18 protein-coding genes are annotated in these 19,137 nt (G+C 69.9%); 9 read left to right on the forward strand and 9 right to left on the reverse strand.

Annotated features, from left to right (window positions below; all coding sequences use genetic code 11):
• The first annotated feature begins 160 nt into the window (after positions 1-160).
• Entirely contained in the window at positions 161-1,240 is a 1,080-nt protein-coding gene (locus QMK24_RS27385; protein ID WP_283469463.1) for an NAD(P)H-dependent amine dehydrogenase family protein, read from the forward strand.
• Positions 1,237-1,728 carry a carboxymuconolactone decarboxylase family protein gene (locus QMK24_RS27390; protein WP_283469464.1) on the forward strand — a complete coding sequence of 164 codons (492 nt, stop codon included), beginning with the start codon at positions 1,237-1,239 and terminating at the stop codon, positions 1,726-1,728. Before QMK24_RS27385 ends, QMK24_RS27390 begins: the two co-directional genes overlap by 4 nt.
• A gap of 109 nt (positions 1,729-1,837) precedes the next feature.
• Here QMK24_RS27390 and QMK24_RS27395 read toward each other — a convergent pair whose 3' ends face one another.
• The 5 genes from QMK24_RS27395 to QMK24_RS27415 all read right to left on the reverse strand — a co-directional run bounded on the left by QMK24_RS27395 (position 1,838) and on the right by QMK24_RS27415 (position 9,917).
• The gene (locus QMK24_RS27395) at positions 1,838-3,490 is read right to left on the reverse strand and encodes a hypothetical protein (protein WP_283469465.1); all 1,653 of its coding nucleotides are present in this window, start codon (positions 3,488-3,490) and stop codon (positions 1,838-1,840) included.
• Between the two features lie 553 nt (positions 3,491-4,043).
• On the reverse strand, positions 4,044-6,188 hold the full coding sequence (locus QMK24_RS27400; RefSeq protein WP_283469466.1) for a hypothetical protein: 2,145 nt from the start codon (positions 6,186-6,188) through the stop codon (positions 4,044-4,046).
• A gap of 158 nt (positions 6,189-6,346) precedes the next feature.
• A complete protein-coding gene (locus QMK24_RS27405; protein WP_283469467.1) occupies positions 6,347-7,210 on the reverse strand; it encodes a hypothetical protein in 864 nt (287 codons plus the stop codon).
• A gap of 415 nt (positions 7,211-7,625) precedes the next feature.
• Positions 7,626-8,708: a S1 family peptidase gene (locus tag QMK24_RS27410; RefSeq protein ID WP_283469468.1), complete on the reverse strand. Its 1,083-nt coding sequence runs from the start codon at positions 8,706-8,708 to the stop codon at positions 7,626-7,628.
• 636 nt (positions 8,709-9,344) lie between these two features.
• The gene (locus QMK24_RS27415; RefSeq protein ID WP_283469469.1) at positions 9,345-9,917 is read right to left on the reverse strand and encodes a hypothetical protein; all 573 of its coding nucleotides are present in this window, start codon (positions 9,915-9,917) and stop codon (positions 9,345-9,347) included.
• Positions 9,918-10,013: 96 nt separating this feature from the next.
• On the opposite strand from QMK24_RS27415, the gene QMK24_RS27420 reads away from it, so the two are divergent.
• From QMK24_RS27420 to QMK24_RS27440, 5 genes are all read left to right on the forward strand, one after another.
• On the forward strand, positions 10,014-10,358 hold the full coding sequence (locus QMK24_RS27420) for a hypothetical protein (RefSeq protein ID WP_283469470.1): 345 nt from the start codon (positions 10,014-10,016) through the stop codon (positions 10,356-10,358).
• A 337-nt stretch (positions 10,359-10,695) separates the two neighbouring features.
• Positions 10,696-11,355 carry a hypothetical protein gene (locus tag QMK24_RS27425; RefSeq protein WP_283469471.1) on the forward strand — a complete coding sequence of 220 codons (660 nt, stop codon included), beginning with the start codon at positions 10,696-10,698 and terminating at the stop codon, positions 11,353-11,355.
• Positions 11,356-11,467: 112 nt separating this feature from the next.
• Complete coding sequence (locus QMK24_RS27430; protein ID WP_502962657.1) at positions 11,468-11,764, forward strand: metalloregulator ArsR/SmtB family transcription factor; 297 nt, start codon at positions 11,468-11,470, stop codon at positions 11,762-11,764.
• On the forward strand, positions 11,761-12,495 hold the full coding sequence (locus QMK24_RS27435) for a DUF2071 domain-containing protein (RefSeq protein WP_283469472.1): 735 nt from the start codon (positions 11,761-11,763) through the stop codon (positions 12,493-12,495). The genes QMK24_RS27430 and QMK24_RS27435 overlap by 4 nt, the downstream gene beginning before the upstream one ends.
• A gap of 311 nt (positions 12,496-12,806) precedes the next feature.
• A complete protein-coding gene (locus tag QMK24_RS27440; protein ID WP_283469473.1) occupies positions 12,807-14,384 on the forward strand; it encodes an APC family permease in 1,578 nt (525 codons plus the stop codon).
• Positions 14,385-14,738: 354 nt separating this feature from the next.
• Here the strand turns inward: QMK24_RS27440 and QMK24_RS27445 are convergent, their stop codons facing one another.
• Positions 14,739-15,473, reverse strand: a complete 735-nt coding sequence (locus QMK24_RS27445) for a hypothetical protein (RefSeq protein WP_283469474.1) — start codon at positions 15,471-15,473, stop codon at positions 14,739-14,741.
• A gap of 86 nt (positions 15,474-15,559) precedes the next feature.
• Here QMK24_RS27445 and QMK24_RS27450 point away from each other — a divergent pair, with 86 nt between their 5' ends.
• Entirely contained in the window at positions 15,560-15,796 is a 237-nt protein-coding gene (locus QMK24_RS27450; protein ID WP_283469475.1) for a hypothetical protein, read from the forward strand.
• Between the two features lie 143 nt (positions 15,797-15,939).
• Here QMK24_RS27450 and QMK24_RS27455 read toward each other — a convergent pair whose 3' ends face one another.
• The 3 genes from QMK24_RS27455 to QMK24_RS27465 form a co-directional block, all read right to left on the reverse strand.
• Positions 15,940-16,362: a hypothetical protein gene (locus tag QMK24_RS27455; RefSeq protein WP_283469476.1), complete on the reverse strand. Its 423-nt coding sequence runs from the start codon at positions 16,360-16,362 to the stop codon at positions 15,940-15,942.
• Positions 16,363-16,826: 464 nt separating this feature from the next.
• A complete protein-coding gene (locus tag QMK24_RS27460) occupies positions 16,827-17,627 on the reverse strand; it encodes an SDR family NAD(P)-dependent oxidoreductase (protein ID WP_283469477.1) in 801 nt (266 codons plus the stop codon).
• Between the two features lie 141 nt (positions 17,628-17,768).
• A complete protein-coding gene (locus tag QMK24_RS27465) occupies positions 17,769-18,686 on the reverse strand; it encodes a trypsin-like serine peptidase (protein ID WP_283469478.1) in 918 nt (305 codons plus the stop codon).
• 234 nt (positions 18,687-18,920) lie between these two features.
• On the opposite strand from QMK24_RS27465, the gene QMK24_RS27470 reads away from it, so the two are divergent.
• The gene (locus tag QMK24_RS27470) at positions 18,921-19,094 is read left to right on the forward strand and encodes a hypothetical protein (protein ID WP_283469479.1); all 174 of its coding nucleotides are present in this window, start codon (positions 18,921-18,923) and stop codon (positions 19,092-19,094) included.
• Positions 19,095-19,137: the final 43 nt, after the last annotated feature.

Here is a 19,137-nt window from a genome sequence, read left to right on the forward strand (position 1 = left end):
GCCGGTTCTCGACCGGCCACCCCAACGACGCCTTCGACCCCGCCGCCACCGTCCACCTCGCCGACCACGAGGCGTGACCGCGCCCAGCCCGCCCAACCGGCAAAGGACCTGCGACGCGCTGCACTAGGAACCTTTACGACCTCTCGCTACCCTCCGGCCCATGATTCCCACGGTTGTTTGGGGTACCGGCAACGTCGGCCGCGCGGCCATCCGGGCCGTCGAGGCCCACCCGGCGCTGAGAATCGCCGGCGTGCTCGTCCACAACCCCGACAAGGTCGGCCGCGACGCGGGCGATCTCGGCGGGCTCGGCCACGATCTGGGGGTCGCGGCGACCGACGACATCGACGCGGTGCTGGCCACCGGGCCCGGCGCCGTGGTGTACGCGGCGTCCGGCGACATCCGCCCCGACGAGGCCCTCGCCGACATCGTCAGGGCGATCCGGGCCGGAGCCGTGGTCGTCACCCCCGCGCTGTACGCGCTCTACGACCAGCGCAACGCCCCGCCGGAATTCCGGGATCCGGCGCTGGCCGCCATCGCGGACGGCGGCGGCTCGCTGTTCGTCTCCGGCGTCGACCCCGGCTGGGGCAACGACGTGCTGCCGCTTCTGATCAGCGGGCTCGGCACCACAGTGGACGTGATCCGCTGTCAGGAGATCTTCGACTACTCCACGTACGACCAGGAAGACTCGGTGCGGTACCTGGTCGGCATGGGCCAACCGATGGAGTACGAGCCGCTGATGCTCGCGCCGACGATCCCGACCATGGTGTGGGGCGGGCAGGTGCGGCTGATGGCCAGGGCGCTGGGCGTCGAACTCGACGAGATCCGCGAGACCATGGCCCGGCGCGCGCTCGACACCACGGTGAGCACCAGGACGATGGGTGAGTTCGAGGCCGGCACCCAGGGCGCGGTGCGGTTCGAGGTGCAGGGCATCGTCGAGGGCGAACCCCGCATCGTCATCGAACACGTCACCCGCATCCACCCGTCCTGCGCACCGGACTGGCCGACGCCGCCCGACGGCGACGGCGCACACCGGGTGATCATCGAGGGCCGTCCTCGCATCGAGGTCACGATAGAGGCCACCGACGAGGGCGAGAACCGGTCCGCGGGCGGGAACGCCACCGCGGTCGGCCGGCTGGTGGGCGCCATCGACTGGCTCGTGGACGCGGATCCCGGACTCTATGACGCGCTCGACGTCCCGTTGCGCCCCGCAGTCGGAAAACTCGGAAGGAAACAGCCATGATCATCGACATCCCCGAGGGCCAGGACGCGATCCCGTACGTGTGGGGCGGCATGGTCCCCGAGATAGGTATGGCCGCCTCGAACTTCTCGCTGTCGGTGTACGCCCATACGACCCTGGGGCTGCGCGAGTTCGAGGCCGCGCGGCTGCGGATCGCGCAGATCAACGGGTGCGTCTTCTGCCTCGATTGGCGGACAGAACGGGACGGCGAGAAGGTCGAGGAGGAGTTCCCCGACGCGGTGACCGAGTGGCGCACCACCGACGCCTTCGACGACCGGACCCGGTTGGCCGCCGAGTACGCCGAGCGGTACGCCCTGGATCACCACGGCCTCGACGACGAGTTCTGGACGCGGATGACCGCGCACTACAGCCAGCCCGAGATCGTGGAACTGAGCATGAGCATCGGCTCCTGGCTGGCGTTCGGCCGGCTCAACCATGTGCTCGGCCTCGACACCGTGTGCGTGCTGCCCGCGCCTGAGGTGGCCCGTTGAGGGGAGCACGTTGGCGGCTGCCCGCGGAACCCCACCTCCTTGCCTGATCCCGTCGCGGATTGCGCCGCAGGTCGGCTGTCCGGTCGAAGCTGGGGACCGGGGCTCGGTCTCATCGGGAACCACGCCGCGGACGTGGCCGTCGCCGGACCGGGCGTTCTCCGACGTCAGGCCAGCGGTCGAAATACGCCCGTCCCTCATCGGGCCGGAATGCCGTGCCACTGTCCTCGTGACCCGGATCCTCGATCACCATCGTCTTCGATTCCTCATCCCAGTACGCAATGCTGTTACCCGCTGTCTTCTTCGCAGTGGGACGGGTCACGACATCTTCGAGCCGTTTGGTGAGTTCATCCGTGGTGAGCTCGGGGAAGTGATCCGCCGCATGCCCCTTGGCGATCGCCCGTGCCACCGCCGCGTCGCGCACACTCAGCGCATAGGCCGCATCCGGATCCGTCTTCGCGAGCGTACGCAACTCCGTTCTGGACATCCCGCTGTAGTCGAGCGGCCCGGCCTTCGGGCCCGCACCACCGGGTACCCTTCGCGTCGTTCCGCTGTTACCGGACCCGTCGCCGCTGTGGCCACCACCTGCCGTCGCCTGCGTGGGCCCGCCGGACCGCTGTCCGATGGCCCCGCCGCCCGGTGCGCCCGGTGCGCTCGGTGCGGAAGAAACCTGCCGCGCCGGGGGCAGTTGCGTGTACGTCTGTTGTTCCGGCGTCGCTCCCGGTGGATGTGGCGACAGTGGCTCGAGAGGGCGGGCGAACCCGGCGACCGGCCGGTGCCCCGCCGGTGGCGTCTGAGCGGCGTCGGTCGGTGCCGGATGGGCGGCCGACTGCGGCGCGAAGCCGACCCGGCGTCCCGGCGTGACAGTGACGGATGTCGGCAGGGGTGGTGTGGCGACCGGATCCGTCAGGGCGCCCCTGGTGGCTGCGGTCGGCGCTCCGGTCTCCGCCCGCCGCACGGCGCCGATCTCGGCCTGCCCCGCCAGTTCGGTCCGGATCACCGTGGATTCGGGTGACGACAGTGCCCTGGCGGCGGCGATATCGCCCTCGGAGAGGAAGCCTTGCGCCCTGGCCACCCGTCGCTCCAGAAACTCGGCCTCGCTCTCGAGTTCCGCGGCATCCGACGCCCGGTATCCCGCACCGGTTCCGGCGAACGCCAGCTCGACGCCGATGATGTAGTCCCACTGCGCGGTGAAGGCGGCGACCGCCTGGCTCACCGATAAACCGTGGCGCAGGTAGAACCGTATGTCCCGGTTGAAGACCTCATTCGACGACACGGGATATGTCTCGACTTCGGCGCGGGTCCTGGCGTCCTTGATTCCGATCCAGATGAACTGCCCATTGACCTCATAAGGCCCCCAGGACAGCCGTGCGAGCGCTTCTCCGCGAGTCATTCCCAGCGCCGGAACGAACTGGCGGTCGTATGCCTCCGATTGTCGCGTCTTCTCTTTCTGGCTTGCCTCCCACGCGACCACCTCTTCATCGGTCGCATCGCCGCCGAGCAGCGCACGATTCGCCAGGGTCTGTCCGTATGGGGTCAGGAGGTCCAGAAAGGTTCTGGTGAAGTCGACGGAGTTCTGCTGTCGGCGGCTCCTGAAATCGGCCCACGAGAGGGACCAGGCCGGGCTCGGCACCGCGCCGCCCGGCTGACCGGGGGTGAGGCTGAACCCGTCCGGCAGCCCGCCACTGAGGAAGACCCAGGTCTCCACTTGCTGTCTCGTCACCGGATTGGCGAAGAGCAGACGCCATCTGGCCTGGCCGGGCAAGGGGAACACCCGGGCCGCGGGAGGGGCGGCATCCGGCGGTCTCTGCCGGTCCTGATTCCCCGCGCGGCCGGCACCGTTGCGGCCGGTAGGTGCCGGTGGCCGGCCTTGGCCGTGCGCCGTGCCGTTGGCCCGCGCACCTCGTGCTCTGGCAGGAGCCGCCGGATCGCCGGTAGCCGCCGGTCTCGCTGGATGCGAGCCCGCAGCGTGCAGCGTCACACCCACCGGGGGGCCGCCGTCGTAGCCGGCCAACGTGTACCGACCGCCGCCGGTTTGCCCGGGCCCGTCGGCGAAGGGCTCCGGGGCCGCCCGGCCTGCGGGCCCCTTGGACACGGCCACCTCGTCCGCCGCCGCCGCGCGCACCCCCCGGGCGACACCGGCCAGCACCGTCGCGACCAGCTGCTGTCCTGCCGGCCGGGACATGCTGTCGGAGATGGCGTCGGCCCCGCCGGCATCGTCGGGCAGGTGATACCGCCGCCTCATCGAAGTCTCCGTTCCATCCGCAGTTCCGTCCGCCGTCCTTCGTCACCGACCTCGGTGCCGGTGCCTGCCGCCCTCATTGGAAGGGATCCAGCTGGTTCAACAGCCGCAGCACGACCGAGTTCTCCCGGGAGAAGGCCAGCCGCAGGTTGGAGGCGGTAAGGGCCAGCTGCGGGGCGGCCTGCCGCTCGATGACGTGATCGATGGTGATGGTGATCCGGCGCCCGTTCACCGTCAGGTAGGGGGCGCCGTCCGAGAAACCGCAGCCCGCGTCGGTGAACAGGCTGCGGGCAGACGGATCCGCGGCGACCCGGCGCCAGAAGCGGTTGCGTTGCAGGTTGAACAGATGGCGGCTGTTGCTCGCGGTGAGGATGGCGGCGTCGCCCGCCCGCGCTGCGGCGTCCCACAGCCGCTGCAGGACACTGATGTCGCTCTGATCGAAGCGCTTGGCCAGAATCCGCCGCAACGCCGTGACCTGACCCGGGGTGAACCCGGCCGCCACTTCGGGCGCGGTGGTCACGACGCCCTGGCCCGGGGCGATCGTGGTGGTGGACGGCGAGTGGTCGAAGGTCTGCTCCCAGGACCGGTCATCGGCACGATCGACGTCGGTCTGTCCGTCAGGGGTGCCATCGCCGCTGATGACCCGGCGTACGCCCGTGTGGTCCACCGCGGTCACAGCGACGACGCGGACCGCGTTACGGACGGCCTGGGCACCGCGAACGGTCGGACGGGGCGAAGCACCACGGGGAACGGCCGCAGCCGGCGCCCGAGGTGTGGCGGCCGGCGCCGTGCTTACCGGCTCGGCCGCTGTCGGGGCCGCGCTGCTCTCAGGCGCAACGGTCTGAGTCCGCGTCGGAGGCACGGTCCGCGGAGCGGTCGCGGACGGGGGCGCCCGGTGCGCCTCCGGTGCGATCGCGGACGGCTCGCGCTCCAGCTCCACGAGGGCCGGCGTCGTCCGTCCGGCGCCGACTCCCGGCACGTCGATTCCGGCCTCGGCGCCCTCCATCGCGGCGCCCAGCCCGCGCCCGAGACGGCGCGTGGTCAATCGCAGCGCGAACAGGGTGTTCTGGGCGAGTTCGCTGCTCGCTCCGGACGCCACGATCCGCGCTCCGGCCCGCAGCGCCAAGCCCCCGAGCCGGAGCGCGGCGTGTGCCATGAGGAGATAGTCGATCAGCCCAAGACCCTCGTTGACGAGCGCCGCCTCAGTCGTCCAGTAGGCCACGACGTCGCCATTCGGATCGTGGATCCGGTGTTCACGGCATCCGCTGCCACCGGATTTGAGGTAATAGGCGACGATCTGCGGGCCGTCGAACTGCGGTATCGGCCGCAATGAATTCCAGTTCGCGACAAGGTTCTCCTCGAATGGCGTCAACCGCCCCCCGACCATCTGGACAAGGAAGGCATGGAGGGCTTGAGGGGTCATCTCCCAGCTGTTGTCGTGAACGATGACGCGATCGTCGTGCTGATCCCCCGGACCCTCGATCACCACAGTCCGGTCATGCAATATCGCACGCGTCCGGTCGCTGACCCTGATGGGCGCTCGCCGGTCCTCGAAACTCAGTGACCTCCAGTACTCGGGCTCCTCCGGAGTGACCCCGTAGATCATCCGGATGGTGTCGGCACCGAGGGTGGCTGAAGGAGTGGGCTGCTCCCGAACAAGACGTTCCCGCACTCCCCGCAGGAACGAATCGAGGCCGTCCCGCCGCAATGCGTCCCTGAATGCCTCGTCATTTACGGTGTCGGCGTACCAGTTCACCACTCGCTGGAGCAGGGCCATGTCACGGCGTCCGTCGATCTCGAGGAACCGGCTCGCTTCGAGCAGTAGCCGGTCCTCGAACGGCAGCCCGGCATCCGCTCCGTGAGTGCCCGTCGGTGCCGCTCCGTGGGTGCCTGTCGGCTCCGTCGGCGCACCACCCTGCGGGCGGGCCCTGCGCACTACTGGCACGGCAATCGGGCGGCCGCCGTCGTCGTAGCCGGGCACCTGCGCGAACTGGTCCTTCGCCGCGTCCCGGCCCGGCCCGTACCGCTCCCGAGCCGACGGTCGCTCAACGGCCTCGCCGCGGTGCCGCTCCGCCGGCACCCGCTCGGCCAGCACCCGCTCCGCCGTGGCCAGCTGCGCCGCCACCGTCCGGGCCAGCGCCTGACCGAGCGCCTCCAGCTGCTCCTGCGTCGGCTCCCCCACCACTCGCACGGTGATGGGCACGTAGCAGTTGATCTGCATGTCACCACCTCGGGATCTGGCTGTCGAGCGCGGACTACGGGTGCGGGTTCACGGATCCGGACGCGGAGTCGGTGTGCCCGAGCGAGTCGGTCGGGGAACTGGTGAACCCCGGCCGTCCGGAAGACGGGGACCGGGCCGTCGCTCGGTCCCCAGGCCACCTACAAGTGGACGGTGATCGACGCGGACGCGGAGCCGGTTCCTCCACGCGAATCCGTCGCGGTGACCGTGAAATCGAACCTTCCGGTTGTGGGCAGCGAGATCTGCGCCCCCCAGGTCGACCAGTCACCGGCGGCCGACGTGTCCTGCGCGGATCCCGAAGGACCGTTGGTGAACGCGTAGGACACCCCGGTCACGCCCGACGACGCACCCGACGTCTTCCCGGCCAGGGCGAACACATACGGCAACGACGTGGCGGTCACATTGCCGTCGAACGGATCGAGCGTCATCGACGGCGGCGCGCCGTCGGTACCCACCAGCGACCGGGTCTGGGTCGACGATTGATTCGCGGGGTCGGTGCACGTGATCGAGATCGAACGTGACCCCACCGGCGTCGGGGTGAGCGTGATGGTCGACGAGTACGACGTGCCGCTGTACTGCCCCGTCGTGATCGCACCGTCATGGGCGATGCTGACGGAGAAGGGATAGAACTGGTCGGTCCCGCTGCTCAGTTGCACAGTGACCGGGCCACCGTTCGGGCCGAGGCCGACCGTGGCGCCGTCAGCCGGCGCCACCACGGTGAACACCGGAGGACCGACGGGACTCACCGGAAGATTCACCCCGGATGCGTGGACCTGCCCTCCGCCGGAAGTCGTTCCTGTCGCCGAGATCGTGTAGTCGGTCGCCTGCGAGAAGGTCTGGGAATAGCTGCCGCCACCCCCCGGATAATCCGTGAGCGCGGTGAGGATCTGATCCGAGGAATCCTGCCAGGTGATGGCGAGTTCGGTCTGTGTGTAGGTGACCGCAGGAACCGGCTGCCAGGTGTTTCTCCGGAAGACCCAGCCGGTGCCGGGGTCGGCGATCACGCGGATCGTGGTCGGCAGGCCTGCCCTCACCGTGCCGGCCGGCAGGTGGATACTCATCGATGGCGGGACGTTGTCCGGCGGAGTCGTTATCGAGGGGTTCACGGATGTCGTCGGACCGCTCTCAGCGGCCGGCAGATCGTTGATGGTCACGGAATCTCCAATCCTGCGGCAGACGCCGGACCCGTGGAACTCCCGCGCGCCTCAACGCCCCCCTGTGATGTCGGACGGCCGGTGGACAGCATCGCCCGCCGGAGCCGGCCTGTCGCGTCCCGTTCCGCTCACCGGACCGCACCGCACCGCACCGCCTGCCGCATGGCATCGGCCGCGGGAAGACGTTCGTGGCCGCGCGCAGTGCGCGGGCGCAAGCCAGGGGCGGGCCATCGGCCCGCCCCTGGGTCGTACGCGATGGGTTGTGCTAGCCGATCTGCGCGCCGAAGGCGGTCAGTGCGGCCGTGACCGGCTGGAAGAACGTCTCCCCGCCGTTGGTGCAGTTTCCGCTGCCGCCGGAGGTGAGACCGACCGCGGTGTCACCCGAGAACAGCGCGCCGCCGCTGTCGCCGGGCTCGGCGCAGACGTTGGTCTGGATCAGTCCGGTGACCGATCCCTCCTGATAGTTGACGGTGGCGTCCAGCCCGGTGACGGTGCCGTCGTGGACCTGCGTGGTGCTGCCGCTGCGCTGCACCACCTGGCCGACGGTGGGGTCGCCGGCCTGGGTGATGGTCTGGGTGTTGCCGTTGTACAGGTCAACGCTGCTGGGGTGAGCCACGCTGGTGTCGGTGTACTTGACCAGCGCGAAGTCATGGCCGGGGAAAGTGGCGGCCTCGACGCTGCCGATCTCCTTGCCGCCGGAGGAGTCCGACCAGCTCTTGAACGCGACGCCGCAGTGACCCGCGGTCAGGAAGTACGGCTGGCCGTCCTTGACGACATTGAAGCCCAGCGAGCAGCGCGCTCCGTTCGCGAAGATCGCGTCGCCGCCGGCGACGAACGGTGTGAAGCGACCTGCCGACCGCTGCAGCCGGGTGGTGGTGCCGAGCGTCTTGACAGCCGTGGTGAGCCGGTCGAGCTGCGCGCCCTTGACGGTGCTGTCCGCGGTGACCACCACCTGATCGGTGCGTGGATCGATGGACCACGAGGTGCCGGGGATCCGGGGCTGCGCCCCCAGCGTCTTGGCCGAGGTGTGCAATTCGGCCAGGGAGTTCCGCACTGTCCTGGGGACGGCGCCCGCCTCCTGGACCTTCTGACCCGTGTCCGTGCTCAGGACGTTGACGATGAGCTGCTGGGTCTTCGTGTCGTAGTACGAGCCCGCGGTGCCCTCACCCAGGCGGGAGGTGAGGTCGCCGGCGAGCTGCGCCGCGGCGGCCGGGGCGAGCGCCTTGGGGGTCGGCGTGGACGGCTGAGCGGCGTTGGCGTGGGGCAGCAGGACGCCGGCGGCCAGTACGGCTGCGGCTCCGGCTGCGGCGAGAGCGGTACGGCGCCTGGTTATCTGACGGTGCTTCAACTCGATGGCTCCTATGGGGGGATCGGCCTGCTCATCGACAGCAGGCCCGGAGAACGTGTCGGCACGGCCGAAACCGGAACGATCGCGTCCATGCCAACGTGTGCCGCCGAGTATCCCGATACCGCTCGGTAGCCTGCAAGGCCACGATCAAGCCCCCGGCGCACCGCGCCGACCAGCGCGGAGATACCTCGCAACCACCCCAGAGGCGGACCAGGACGGCGACATTGGAGCCCCACGCGACGGCCCGCACACCTGGCGTAAGGACTACACCTGTCCGAAAACCGACGCTCGCCATCCGCATGTGGAGGCCGGCACGGCCCTGTCAGTGGCCGAGGGCACACTGGCGCTGCCTGCGAGGTGGATGGTCCGGCCAGGTGATCGCCATCGGCGAGGACGGCAGGCGGGCGCTCGTCCTGGCAGACGAACCAGCCAGTAGCTGTTACCTCCGGCGGTGCTCATGGATGCCGCCACCACGGGGACCGAGCTGAACGTCGGATACCTCAGCGGGGGCGGGCTTCCCGACCAAGCGCCCGTCCCGCTGCACCCCGGCCGGTGACGGTCCGCGCCGCCCACACCGAGGCCGACGAGCAAACCTGGGTCGGCCTGGTCCAACTCCTGCCCGATGGCGCCTGACCGTCAGAGCGCCGGGCGGCGGTGGGTGCGGGATTTCAGGTCCTTTGCCAGCCGGTCGCTCTCGCTGGGCGAGAGCGTGCGCTCCATCGACGGCACGAGGTCGCGCTCCTCGTGCAGGAGGTACTGGTCGACTTCGCCGAGCACGATTTGCGTGGTGAGCGGCATCGCCTCGACGGCCACCTTGCCGGCCATGACATCGTCCAGGCGCCGCAGGAGCTGTGCGCCGTCCTCGCGGTCGCGTGCCACGGCCACGGAGGCGGCCTTGTCACGATGCTCCAGAAGGGGGTGGACGGTCGCCTCCTTCGCCGCGTAGTGCTGCTGGAACGCCACCACGAATGCCGGCAGGCCCTCCGGAGCGCCCGACGGGAATCTGTGCAGCTCCTGCAGGACCGCACGCAGGGCGCGGCTCCTGGTGATCAGCGCGTCCGCCGCACCGGTGTGGGGCGCGTTCGCCGGCGCCTCATCATGCTGGCGCTTCCTGGCGTCGGCGTCGAAGTCCTCCGCATGGCTGACGATCTCGTGCGGTCCGTGGAGACGGTCCTGCGAGCCGCTGTCCTGACGCGATGATCCGGTCATGGTGGGCGTCACCTCCTGATTTCATCCACTCACGTCGTCCGGGTACCCGCAATCCCAGGCCCCAGACTCAGCCGGGACCTGATCGGTCCTGCCGTCTTGACCGGGCATCTGCCCTACGCACCGGCGCACGACCTACGCGCACGTATGCTGAACGGCGACAGCTTCCGCGTGTTCGGTCAGGACGGCACCGGTGGCTACGCGGCGTTCTGGCTGGTCCGCCCTGGCCGCTCGCTCGTCGAACAGCCAGTCGTATTCCTCGGCTCCGAGGGCGACGTCGGCGTGGTCGCTCGCGACCTGGCCGGCTATTTGTGGCTGCTGGCCGAGGGTTTTGGCCCCTCGAAGCGATCGATTCACCGGAAGGCCCCGCACGACCCGCCCCGGAGCTGGCGGCCATCGCCGAACAGTTCGCGCCCGGACTCCACCAGCCTGCGGCGTCAGTGATCAGGGGAGCCGTGCAGGAGTTCCCCGACTTTGCACGTGTCATCGATTCGCTCTGCCGCTGAGTCCGGGGCGCTCGGCCAACAAGCACAGCGCGCCGCCCAATCAACTCTCGGGGACATATCGGCCGATGGCCGCCTCCCGGACGGTTTGCCCGTTTGTCCCTCCGGGCGCCGAGTTGACAGGCGTCGCGCGGGAGTTGACGATGAGTGACGCCTCCAAAGCCCTCGTGCCCGGGACCCCTTCATGACCGTCTCGAAGCTCACGCGCCGGCGCGGGGCACCGTGCGGACACCGTGGCCTTTGGCACGCCCGCCGTCATGAACTGTGTGGAGGAATCTGTGATATCCAAGCGCGGACTGGTCGCCGCCACCGCAGCCGGGGCTGGCGCGCTTCTGCTCGCCGCCGGTCCCGCCGTCGCCTGCAGCATCGGTGACTTCAGCGCCGGGACGAAGGCGCTGTGCGACACGAGCACCGGTGCGCCGATGGCGGCAATCACGGTCACGGACAAGGACGGTACCGGCACGCCGGCCGACATCTCCGTGCTTCTGCACATGGCGTCCGGACAGCAGGCCGGACCAGTGGTCGGCAGCGTGCACATCGCCCACCCGACCGCCGCCGGAGTCACCAGGACGATCCTCGTGGAGTGGCTCCCCGGGTACACCTGGGACGTCCAGGTGAGGGCCGGAAACATCCTCGACGAGTACCTGGACGTTCACCCCGCGTCCGCCGACACCGCTTGCGCCCTGCCCGGCAAGCCGACGACCGCGCCCGCGAAGCCGTCGTCGACCCCGACGACGGCCACACACGACTCCGCGCCGCCGTCCAGCACGAAGAAGGCGACGCCGTCCCCCTCGGCCTCCACCACCGGGACCGTTCTCGCGACAACCGGCGGCGGCGACGACACAGCCACGATCGCGGGGCTCGCCAGCGCGTTCCTGCTCGTCGGCGCCGGCGGCCTCTTCGTCCTGCGCCGCCGCGCCGCCACCGGCAAGCACTGACGCCACGCTGGGTACGTTGGCCGGGAGATGCCGGCCAACGGGACCCACCCCCCATTGCACCCTTCGGGCGCGGACTACTGGCGGCTTCCGGCGATGACTGTTATTGATCACGGTGTGCGCCGATCCGACGCGACGGCAGATCCTGGAACACCTCAGAGGCGGTGAGCTCCCTGCCGGTCAGATCGCGAGCCGCTTCGCGATCAGCACGCCGTCCATCTCGCGGCACCCCAAGGTGCTCAAGGAGGCGGGCCTGGTCACGGAGCGCCGGGACAGCAACCGGATCATCTACGCGCTCGTGGAGGACCGGCTTGCCATCTGCGTGGGCCGGTTTCTCAGCGCCGTCTGCCCCGAGCAAATCGTGCTTCGCCACACCAAGTGGCGCCCCACCACGGAAGGCGAGGAGTCATGATGCAGCCCCGTCTCTCCAGCATTGTCGAACGTCGGCTCCTGGTGAACCACCGAGTCGATCCACAGACTGCCGCACGGCTGATACCCGCACCTCTGCGTCCGCATCTGGTCCGCGGCCATGCGGTCGCCGGCATCTGCCTGCTGCGGCTCGGAAGCATCCGGCCCAGCTGGGTTCCCCAGGCAGTCGGACTGCGCAGCGAGAACGCGGCGCACCGCTTCGCCGTCGAGTGGGACGGACCGGACGGTGCCGAAACCGGCGTCTACATCCCGCGCCGCGACACCGCGTCACGACTCAACGCCTGGGCCGGCGGCCGCTTCTTCCCCGGCGAGCATCACCTGGCGGACTTCCAGGTGCGCGAGACGCGAGACGTACTGCGCGTCGCCTTCGACGCTCGGGACCGCACCGCCCGCGTGGATGTCGTGGATGTCGCCGCCGTCCTGACCGACGATCTGAGCACCAGCGAACTCTTCACCGACCTCGACGAGGCATCGGAGTTCTTCCGCCGCGGAGCCAGAGGATTCTCCGCCACCAGGACAGGCAGCCGCCTGGACGGCATGACGCTGCACACCGACACCTGGCGGGTGGAGGCATGCGAAGTACGCTCCGCCGAGTCCTCCTATTTCGACGACCCCAACCGCTTCCCGCCGGGCAGCGCGACCCTGGACTGCGCCGTGGTCATGCGCAACCTCCCCGCCACCTGGCAACCACTGCCCTCCCTGGCCACCGATTGAACGCCCGGGTCGGCGAGTGAGCAGATCTGCCGGCGGTTCTGAGCCATGGCGAGCTGCTATCGGCGGCCGCGAGCGGGTGCGCTGGGCATGGCCGGCGCCGGGGCGTAGGCGCTCACCGCCGGGGTGGACACCGTGCTTCAGGGCTGATCCCGGGCGATGCGGAGCCGCACCGCCCGGGATGCGGACGCACCGGGTCGGCGTTACCGGCTTGGTACCGCTGCTCCGGAGGCACCCCGCAGTGAGATATGTGATGCTGAAATTCTGCTACCTCCTGCATTCTCTGCATCGGCCAAGAAGAGGGGGCGAGAGTGGTGTCGCATTCCTCCGAATCCCCCCTCTCATCCATTCCGCCGCTCGCCACCGGTCCGCCGACCGGTTCCGGTACCGGCGAAAAGGGCCTCAAGAACGGCACGCTGGGGATCTTCTCCTCGGTGGCGATCGGCATCGCGTCCACCGCCCCGGCGTACAGCCTCGCCGCGACGCTGGGACTGATCGTCGCGGGTGTCGGCCTGCAGGCCCCGATCATCACCATCCTGGCGTTCATCCCGATGCTGCTGATCGCCTACGCCTACAAGGAGCTCAACGAGGTCGACCCGGACTGCGGCACCACGTTCACCTGGGCGGCTCGGGCCTTCGGTCCGCGGACCGGCTGGATGGGCGGCTGGGGCATCGTCCTCGCAGACATCATCGTGATGGCGAACCTGGCGCAGATCGCCGGCTCCTACGGCTTCCGGCTCTTCGGGCTCGACTCACCGGCCGCGAACACCACGTGGACCACCCTCGCCGGGGTGCTGTGGATCGTCGTGATGACCGCCATCTGTTACATCGGCATCGAGATCTCCGCGGCCCTGCAGCGCTGGCTGCTGTGCCTCGAGGTGGCCGTACTGATCCTGTTCGCGGTCACCGCGCTGGTCAAGGCGTACACCAGCGGAGCGCCTGAAACGGCGATCCACATCTCGGCCTCCTGGTTCAATCCGTTCAACGTGCCCTCGGCCGGAGCCCTGACCACAGGTATCCTCGCTGCCGTCTTCATCTACTGGGGGTGGGACACCGCCGTCTCGGTCAACGAGGAGACCGCGGACAGCGCGCGCACCCCCGGCCGCGCCGCCGTGATCTCCACCGTGCTGCTGCTGCTGATCTACGCACTCGTCTCGACCTCGGCCCAGGCCTTCGCGGGCGTGGGCACCAACGGCATCGGACTCGGCAATCCGGACAACGCCGGCGATGTGCTGTCCAGCCTCGGCAGCGCGGTGTTCGGGAGCACCGGCCTGGGCTGGTTCCTCGCCAAACTGCTGATCTTCATGGTGCTGACCTCGTCAGCCGCCTCCACCCAGACCACCATCCTGCCCACCGCCCGCACCACGCTGTCGATGGCCGCGCACAAGGCCATCCCCACCCAGTTCGCAAGGGTCCACCCCAGGTTCCTCACCCCCACCTGGTCCACGGTGGCCATGGGCCTCGCCTCCATCGCCTTCTACGTCATGCTGACCCTGATCAGCGACAACGTCCTGGCCGACTCGATCGCCTCGGTCGGCCTGGGCATCGCCTTCTACTACGGCCTGACCGGCTTCGCCTGCGTCTGGTACTTCCGCCGGGTGCTCACCCGCAGCGTGCGGGACTTCGTGTTCAAGGGCCTCTTCCCCGGCATCGGCGGCCTGACGCTGCTGTTCTTCTTCTGCTACGCGGCGTTCAACATCTACGCCGACCCCACCTACGGGGCCACCTCCATCAACCTGCCGCTGCTCGGCGAGACCGGTGGCGTGAGCGTCATCGGTGTGGGCGCCCTGGTGCTCGGGTTCCTGCTGATGCTGGTGCAGTGGGCCGTCCAGGGTTCCTGGTTCCGCAACCCCGACGTACCGGTGAGTGCAGCCGCCCGGGACGCCGCGTAGCGGCCCGCGAACGGGCCGGCGGTCCGGAACACACGCGGGCGAGCCCATCCGCATGGAGGCTCGTAGTTGAGCCGGTCGGCCCACCCCGGGGTACCCATACGGCACCTGTCGCCGGCATCGGCGGCACGGTCATCCTGGGAGTGCGGCTCCCCCGTACGCACACGGTCACCCCCCTGGCGGCCGATCCCCGCGACCGGAGGAGCGTCCCGGCGACGAAGTCGACGCCACCGGAACAGCGGCCACACGCGACAGCGCCAACCGCGCGCCCCGGGTGGTGCGGATCGACTCCCCGCCACCCGGGGCGCCCGCACCGGCATCGCCACGTGCGCCGGCATCGCTGAAGTCAGTGCCCGCTCACGCCGAACCGTTCAGCGCCGCGTAGGTACGGAAGCTGTAGTAACCCACCAGCGAGAACTGATTGGCCCCGGACGGCGAGGGCAGCGCGAACCAGTGGTCCAACAGACGGTCAACGGCAGGGCCGCATCCGGTCACGCCGGGTACGGCGAAGGTGGTGTCATACATCGCACCCTTGATGATCGGCGGGTTCTGGGACACCCACTGGGTGGGGCCGTAGGCGGTCGAAGTCACGGTCACAGGGGCGCGGTCGGAGCCGATGGCACAGGTCCGCCGCAGACCCGGGTGCTGGAGGCGGATCTTGATGTCGATGGAACCACGGATAGTGCCGTTCCCGATGAAATCTGCGTTACCGGCGTACTCGGGCTGGAGCTTGAGGCCGGGGATGCCGGGGACGGCGACCGGACTGGCATGCATCGCGCCGAAGACCTGACCGGTGGTGCCGTCGGGCAGCGGTCCCTCGGAATGGGTGACGGTCAACGGCACCTCGACGGCGGGGACTTTACCGGTCACGATGCGGATGTTGGCGACCATCACCTCGCAGCGCCAGGCGGCCGGGTCGGCACCGGACGGGAGTTCGGGACAGTCACGGTAGTCGAAAGAGGTGGGTATACCGGGGTCGGACGGCTTGGGCGGCAGGTCGGCGGCGGTCGACGCGGTGGCTGTGGCCAATGTCAGAGCGCCGGCGGTCGCGGTGGCGGCAAGAGCGAGAGTGAGACGCTGCGTTCGGTTCATGAGGCACAGCCTGGCTCGGAGCACGGCCGTACGACGTCCGGGGCCTCCCCTGCCCAACCCTGACCGCACCCTGACGTACGGTCAGGGTGACGATCACGGTTGGCTTCTGCCCGCAGACCTGCCGCTGCGACGAGCGGAACTCCGGCGTGCGGGTCGACGAGGCCTGGAATACCGATCCCGGTGCGCTGGGCGGAACCATGGCATGTGTGGTGGCAGGCGCCACCTCGGCCGCCGGCGCGGCGATGAGCAGCTCCGTGTGCCTGTGGTCGGACCGGGCCGGTTTCCGCCTGGTCGCCGACCACCATCCCAGCGGTGACCCATGAGGTCATCGCGGCCACGGCGCGGGGGCTGCGCGAGGCGATCCAGCACCCGGCGGGAGACTGACCCCGGCGCGGGCCGGCGGCTTTAGTGATCAGCCCGGCGCGGTGCGGCCGCGGGCCCGCCGCCGCACCGGCTCACGGGAAGGTCAGGGTCTCGCCAGGCAGGCGGGCTCGTCCGGGGCCCCACGGTCGGCGGTGTGCTGCTCGCGGGAGTGCGACTGCCAGGCGTCCATGCGGTGCGGCAGCTCGAAGACCCGGGCTCCGGCCGCCCGCAGGAACTCCGTGACGGCGTCCGCCGTACGGTCCTCGATGGAGAACACCCAGCGTCCGGGCACCAGCACCGTGTCGATGAATCCCATCGCCGCCCGGGCGAGCAGCAGCCGCAACTGGGGCTGGACGGTCCGGCAGGAGATGCCGTTGTCCAGGAAGACATAGGGGGCGCCGAGCCCGAGGTTGCCGGCGTGCTGCTCCAGTGCGCGCACGTGGACCGCCATCTGCCAGGTGTCGTAGGGGTAGCAGCGCAAGTAGGCCGCAGTCGCTGCGGCCCGGGATGCGTGCGTGCTGGTCATGGTCGCTCCTCGTCGAGCGCGAAAGGTGCAGTGCCGGCCCTGCGGTTCCCGCCTTCGCTGCCGGCCCCCGACGGGCTGGGGCGGGGTCGGGGCTGGCGCGAAGAGACAACTGCACGGGTCCAAGGGAGGGCCGCGGTGGTGGGCGACCTGGCCGGGGTGACCGCCGGTCGGACCGGGACGGTCCGGCCCTGGGGGGCAAGCGCCGCGATCGGCAGCGCTCCGCGGGCATGGCCCTGGTCTCAGGGTCCTTCCCGCCGACGAGTTCGGCCTCGGGGAGGCAGTGACGGCGCAGCCTGTGCCGGCTCGGAGCCGTTCCACACTCCTCAGGTGTACCTCCATAGTGGACCAGACCACTCCAAAATGTCTAGACCATGTATCCCTCGGCCCGCAGGCCGGTCATGTGCGGACCCGGAGCCCGGGCCCGCACATGACCGGCGACACCCGTCACCATCCGTCACCGTCCGTCACCGCTTGCGCAGCCGCAGTGCGGTCCAGCTGGCATCAGCGGTCCAGCCGCCGTCCACCGGCAGCGCGACGCCGTTCACGAAGCCGCTGCGCGCGGGGTCGGCGAGGAAGGCAACGACCTGGGCGATGTCCTCAGGTGCGGCGAACCGTGCCATGGGCACCCGCTCGACGATGTCGGAGTCCGTATAGCCGCCGGACGCCTGGTCCACGGCGTCCATCTCGGTCTTCACCCAGCCCGGGCACACCGCGTTGACCCGCACCCCGCGTCCGCCCCACTCCGCGGCGAGCGTCCGGGTGAGCCCGATCAGTCCGTGCTTGCTCGCGTTGTACGCGGCCCTGTCGGCGACCCCGTGCAGGCCGGCGATCGAGGCGACATTGACGATCGAGCCGCCGCCCTCATCAAGCATCAGCCGGCCCAATGCCTGCGACAGCAGGAACGGGCCCGTGAGGTTGACCTCCAGGACCCGGCGCCACTGCCCGGCAGTGGTCTCCTCCGCCGGGCTGAGCAGCGAGACGCCCGCGTTGTTGACCAGTACATCGACCCTGCCGAAACGCCCCCGGGCCTGCTCGGCGAGATGGGCCGCGTAGTCCTCCGAAGCGACGTCGCCGACCACCGCGACCGCCTCCGCCCCCGCGTCGCGCACGGCCGCGAGCGTCTCCACCGGATCCTTGAGATCGGCCAGCACCAGCGCGTAACCCGCAGCCGCCAGTACCTCGGCCACCCGCCGGCCGATGCCCTGCGCCACACCGGTCACCACCGCGACCGGCACACGTACATCGTGCTCGGAGCTCATATCCATCAGCACAGCCTCACCGACACGGGGCACCAGCGGAAGGACCGGTACGGGAAGCGACATCTACTCAGCGCTCAGAACGCTTGCGCCACCTCCCCCCAGGCAGGCCCGCCCTCATCGGCCGCAGCGGGGGTCAGAACCGGGCAGTTACGGGGTCGCGGGCGGGTCGCCCCGGGCGGCGTGGCGGTACAGGTCCAGGAGATCGTCCGTGAAGTACGCGCTGTAGGAGATGTCGGGGGTGTCACCGCCCGTGTGGTATCCGCCGATGACGCCGATCAGTGCGTAGCCGGTGGGGCCGTGCATCAGGAACGGTCCGCCCGAGGTGCCGCCGATATAGCCCTCGCACGCGATTTCCAGGAAATCGCCAGGGGCTTGGGGGTCAGTGCTGGTGTAGAGGTCGGTGGAGGAGAGGCAGTCGAGCGGTTGGGGGTACGCGGCGTCGCTGCCGCCCGGGTAGCCGATCAGCCGTACGTCGCGGTGCTGGTAGCCCGTATAGACCGCGAGGTCGAAGCCACCGACAGCGCTCTCCACCTCGGTGCCGTCCTCGCGAGGGCCCAGTCGGACGACGCTGTAGTCCCAGCGAGCGCCGCCGCCCGTGCCCAGGTCGTAGTAGCGCTGGTCGATGTAGATGCTCTCGACGGGGAAGACGCCGTGGGGTGTCAGGCTGTCGTGGTACTGCGGCACGAACGACAGATGGTGTTGCGGGTCCGGTGAACGCAGGCAGTGCGCCGCGCTGACCACCAGGTCATGGTGCGGGCTGCGGACGACCGTACCGCCGCAGAACCGGCCGGTGTTCGTCGCGTCGCTCCAGAAGAACGTGCCCACCTGCGGGAGCCCGTCGAAGGGGTGGCTCGGCGGTGCGGACTCGGCGACCGCGGGCGCCGCGGCCCGTTTGCCGGTCGGGACCGGCAGAGCGGACGCCATGCGCGCGGGCGTCCAATAGGTGGTGGCAGTGACGGCCGCGCCGGGGCGATCCGCGGCCTGCGCGACCGGGCCGGGTGCCACGGCGGTCAGCAACCCGAGCAGCAGGGCGACGAGACCGCGCAAGGCCGTGGGTCTCCTCATGAACAGGTTCCTCCGGCACAGGGTCGGGGTTACGGGTGCAACAAGGCAGACGGGTGAGGCTGGGGCGCGTATGACGCGAGCCTGTCATCGCTCCACGTCCTGGAAGCGGGTGAACGGTGCGCAACGCGCCGTCATTCACCGGAATGCAGTCCCGCCCGAGGCGAGGCACCGCAACCGGCCCTACCTGATCTGGCCCGATGAGAACCGCCGGCGAGAGCATCAGCCCGGTTGTTCATGGCGATGGTGCCGGGGGGAGCGGAGACGCCTCCGGGCCGCGGCACCGGCCGGTTCGACCGCACGGATCTCCAGCGGCGCGGAGTCGGAGGTGGCGAGGACCTCTGCACGTCCGGCCCCGGTTACGACGCACCGACCGGCATGGGCACCCCCAACGGACTCGGGGCCCTGTAGGTACCGGCCCACGTCACCACGGGCTCACGTCACTACCGGCGCA

This window comes from Streptomyces sp. PH10-H1, from assembly GCF_030063355.1.
Lineage (GTDB): Bacteria > Actinomycetota > Actinomycetes > Streptomycetales > Streptomycetaceae > Actinacidiphila.

Coding starts and splice junctions, on each gene's coding strand:
- QMK24_RS27465 (WP_283469478.1), bottom strand. CDS start 18,686: ATGAGGAGACCCACGGCCTTGCGCGGTCTCGTCGCCCTGCTGCTCGGG.
- QMK24_RS27435 (WP_283469472.1), top strand. CDS start 11,761: ATGATGCAGCCCCGTCTCTCCAGCATTGTCGAACGTCGGCTCCTGGTG.
- QMK24_RS27445 (WP_283469474.1), bottom strand. CDS start 15,473: ATGAACCGAACGCAGCGTCTCACTCTCGCTCTTGCCGCCACCGCGACC.
- QMK24_RS27460 (WP_283469477.1), bottom strand. CDS start 17,627: ATGGATATGAGCTCCGAGCACGATGTACGTGTGCCGGTCGCGGTGGTG.
- QMK24_RS27390 (WP_283469464.1), top strand. CDS start 1,237: ATGATCATCGACATCCCCGAGGGCCAGGACGCGATCCCGTACGTGTGG.
- QMK24_RS27400 (WP_283469466.1), bottom strand. CDS start 6,188: ATGCAGATCAACTGCTACGTGCCCATCACCGTGCGAGTGGTGGGGGAG.
- QMK24_RS27415 (WP_283469469.1), bottom strand. CDS start 9,917: ATGACCGGATCATCGCGTCAGGACAGCGGCTCGCAGGACCGTCTCCAC.
- QMK24_RS27470 (WP_283469479.1), top strand. CDS start 18,921: ATGGCGATGGTGCCGGGGGGAGCGGAGACGCCTCCGGGCCGCGGCACC.
- QMK24_RS27385 (WP_283469463.1), top strand. CDS start 161: ATGATTCCCACGGTTGTTTGGGGTACCGGCAACGTCGGCCGCGCGGCC.
- QMK24_RS27455 (WP_283469476.1), bottom strand. CDS start 16,362: ATGACCAGCACGCACGCATCCCGGGCCGCAGCGACTGCGGCCTACTTG.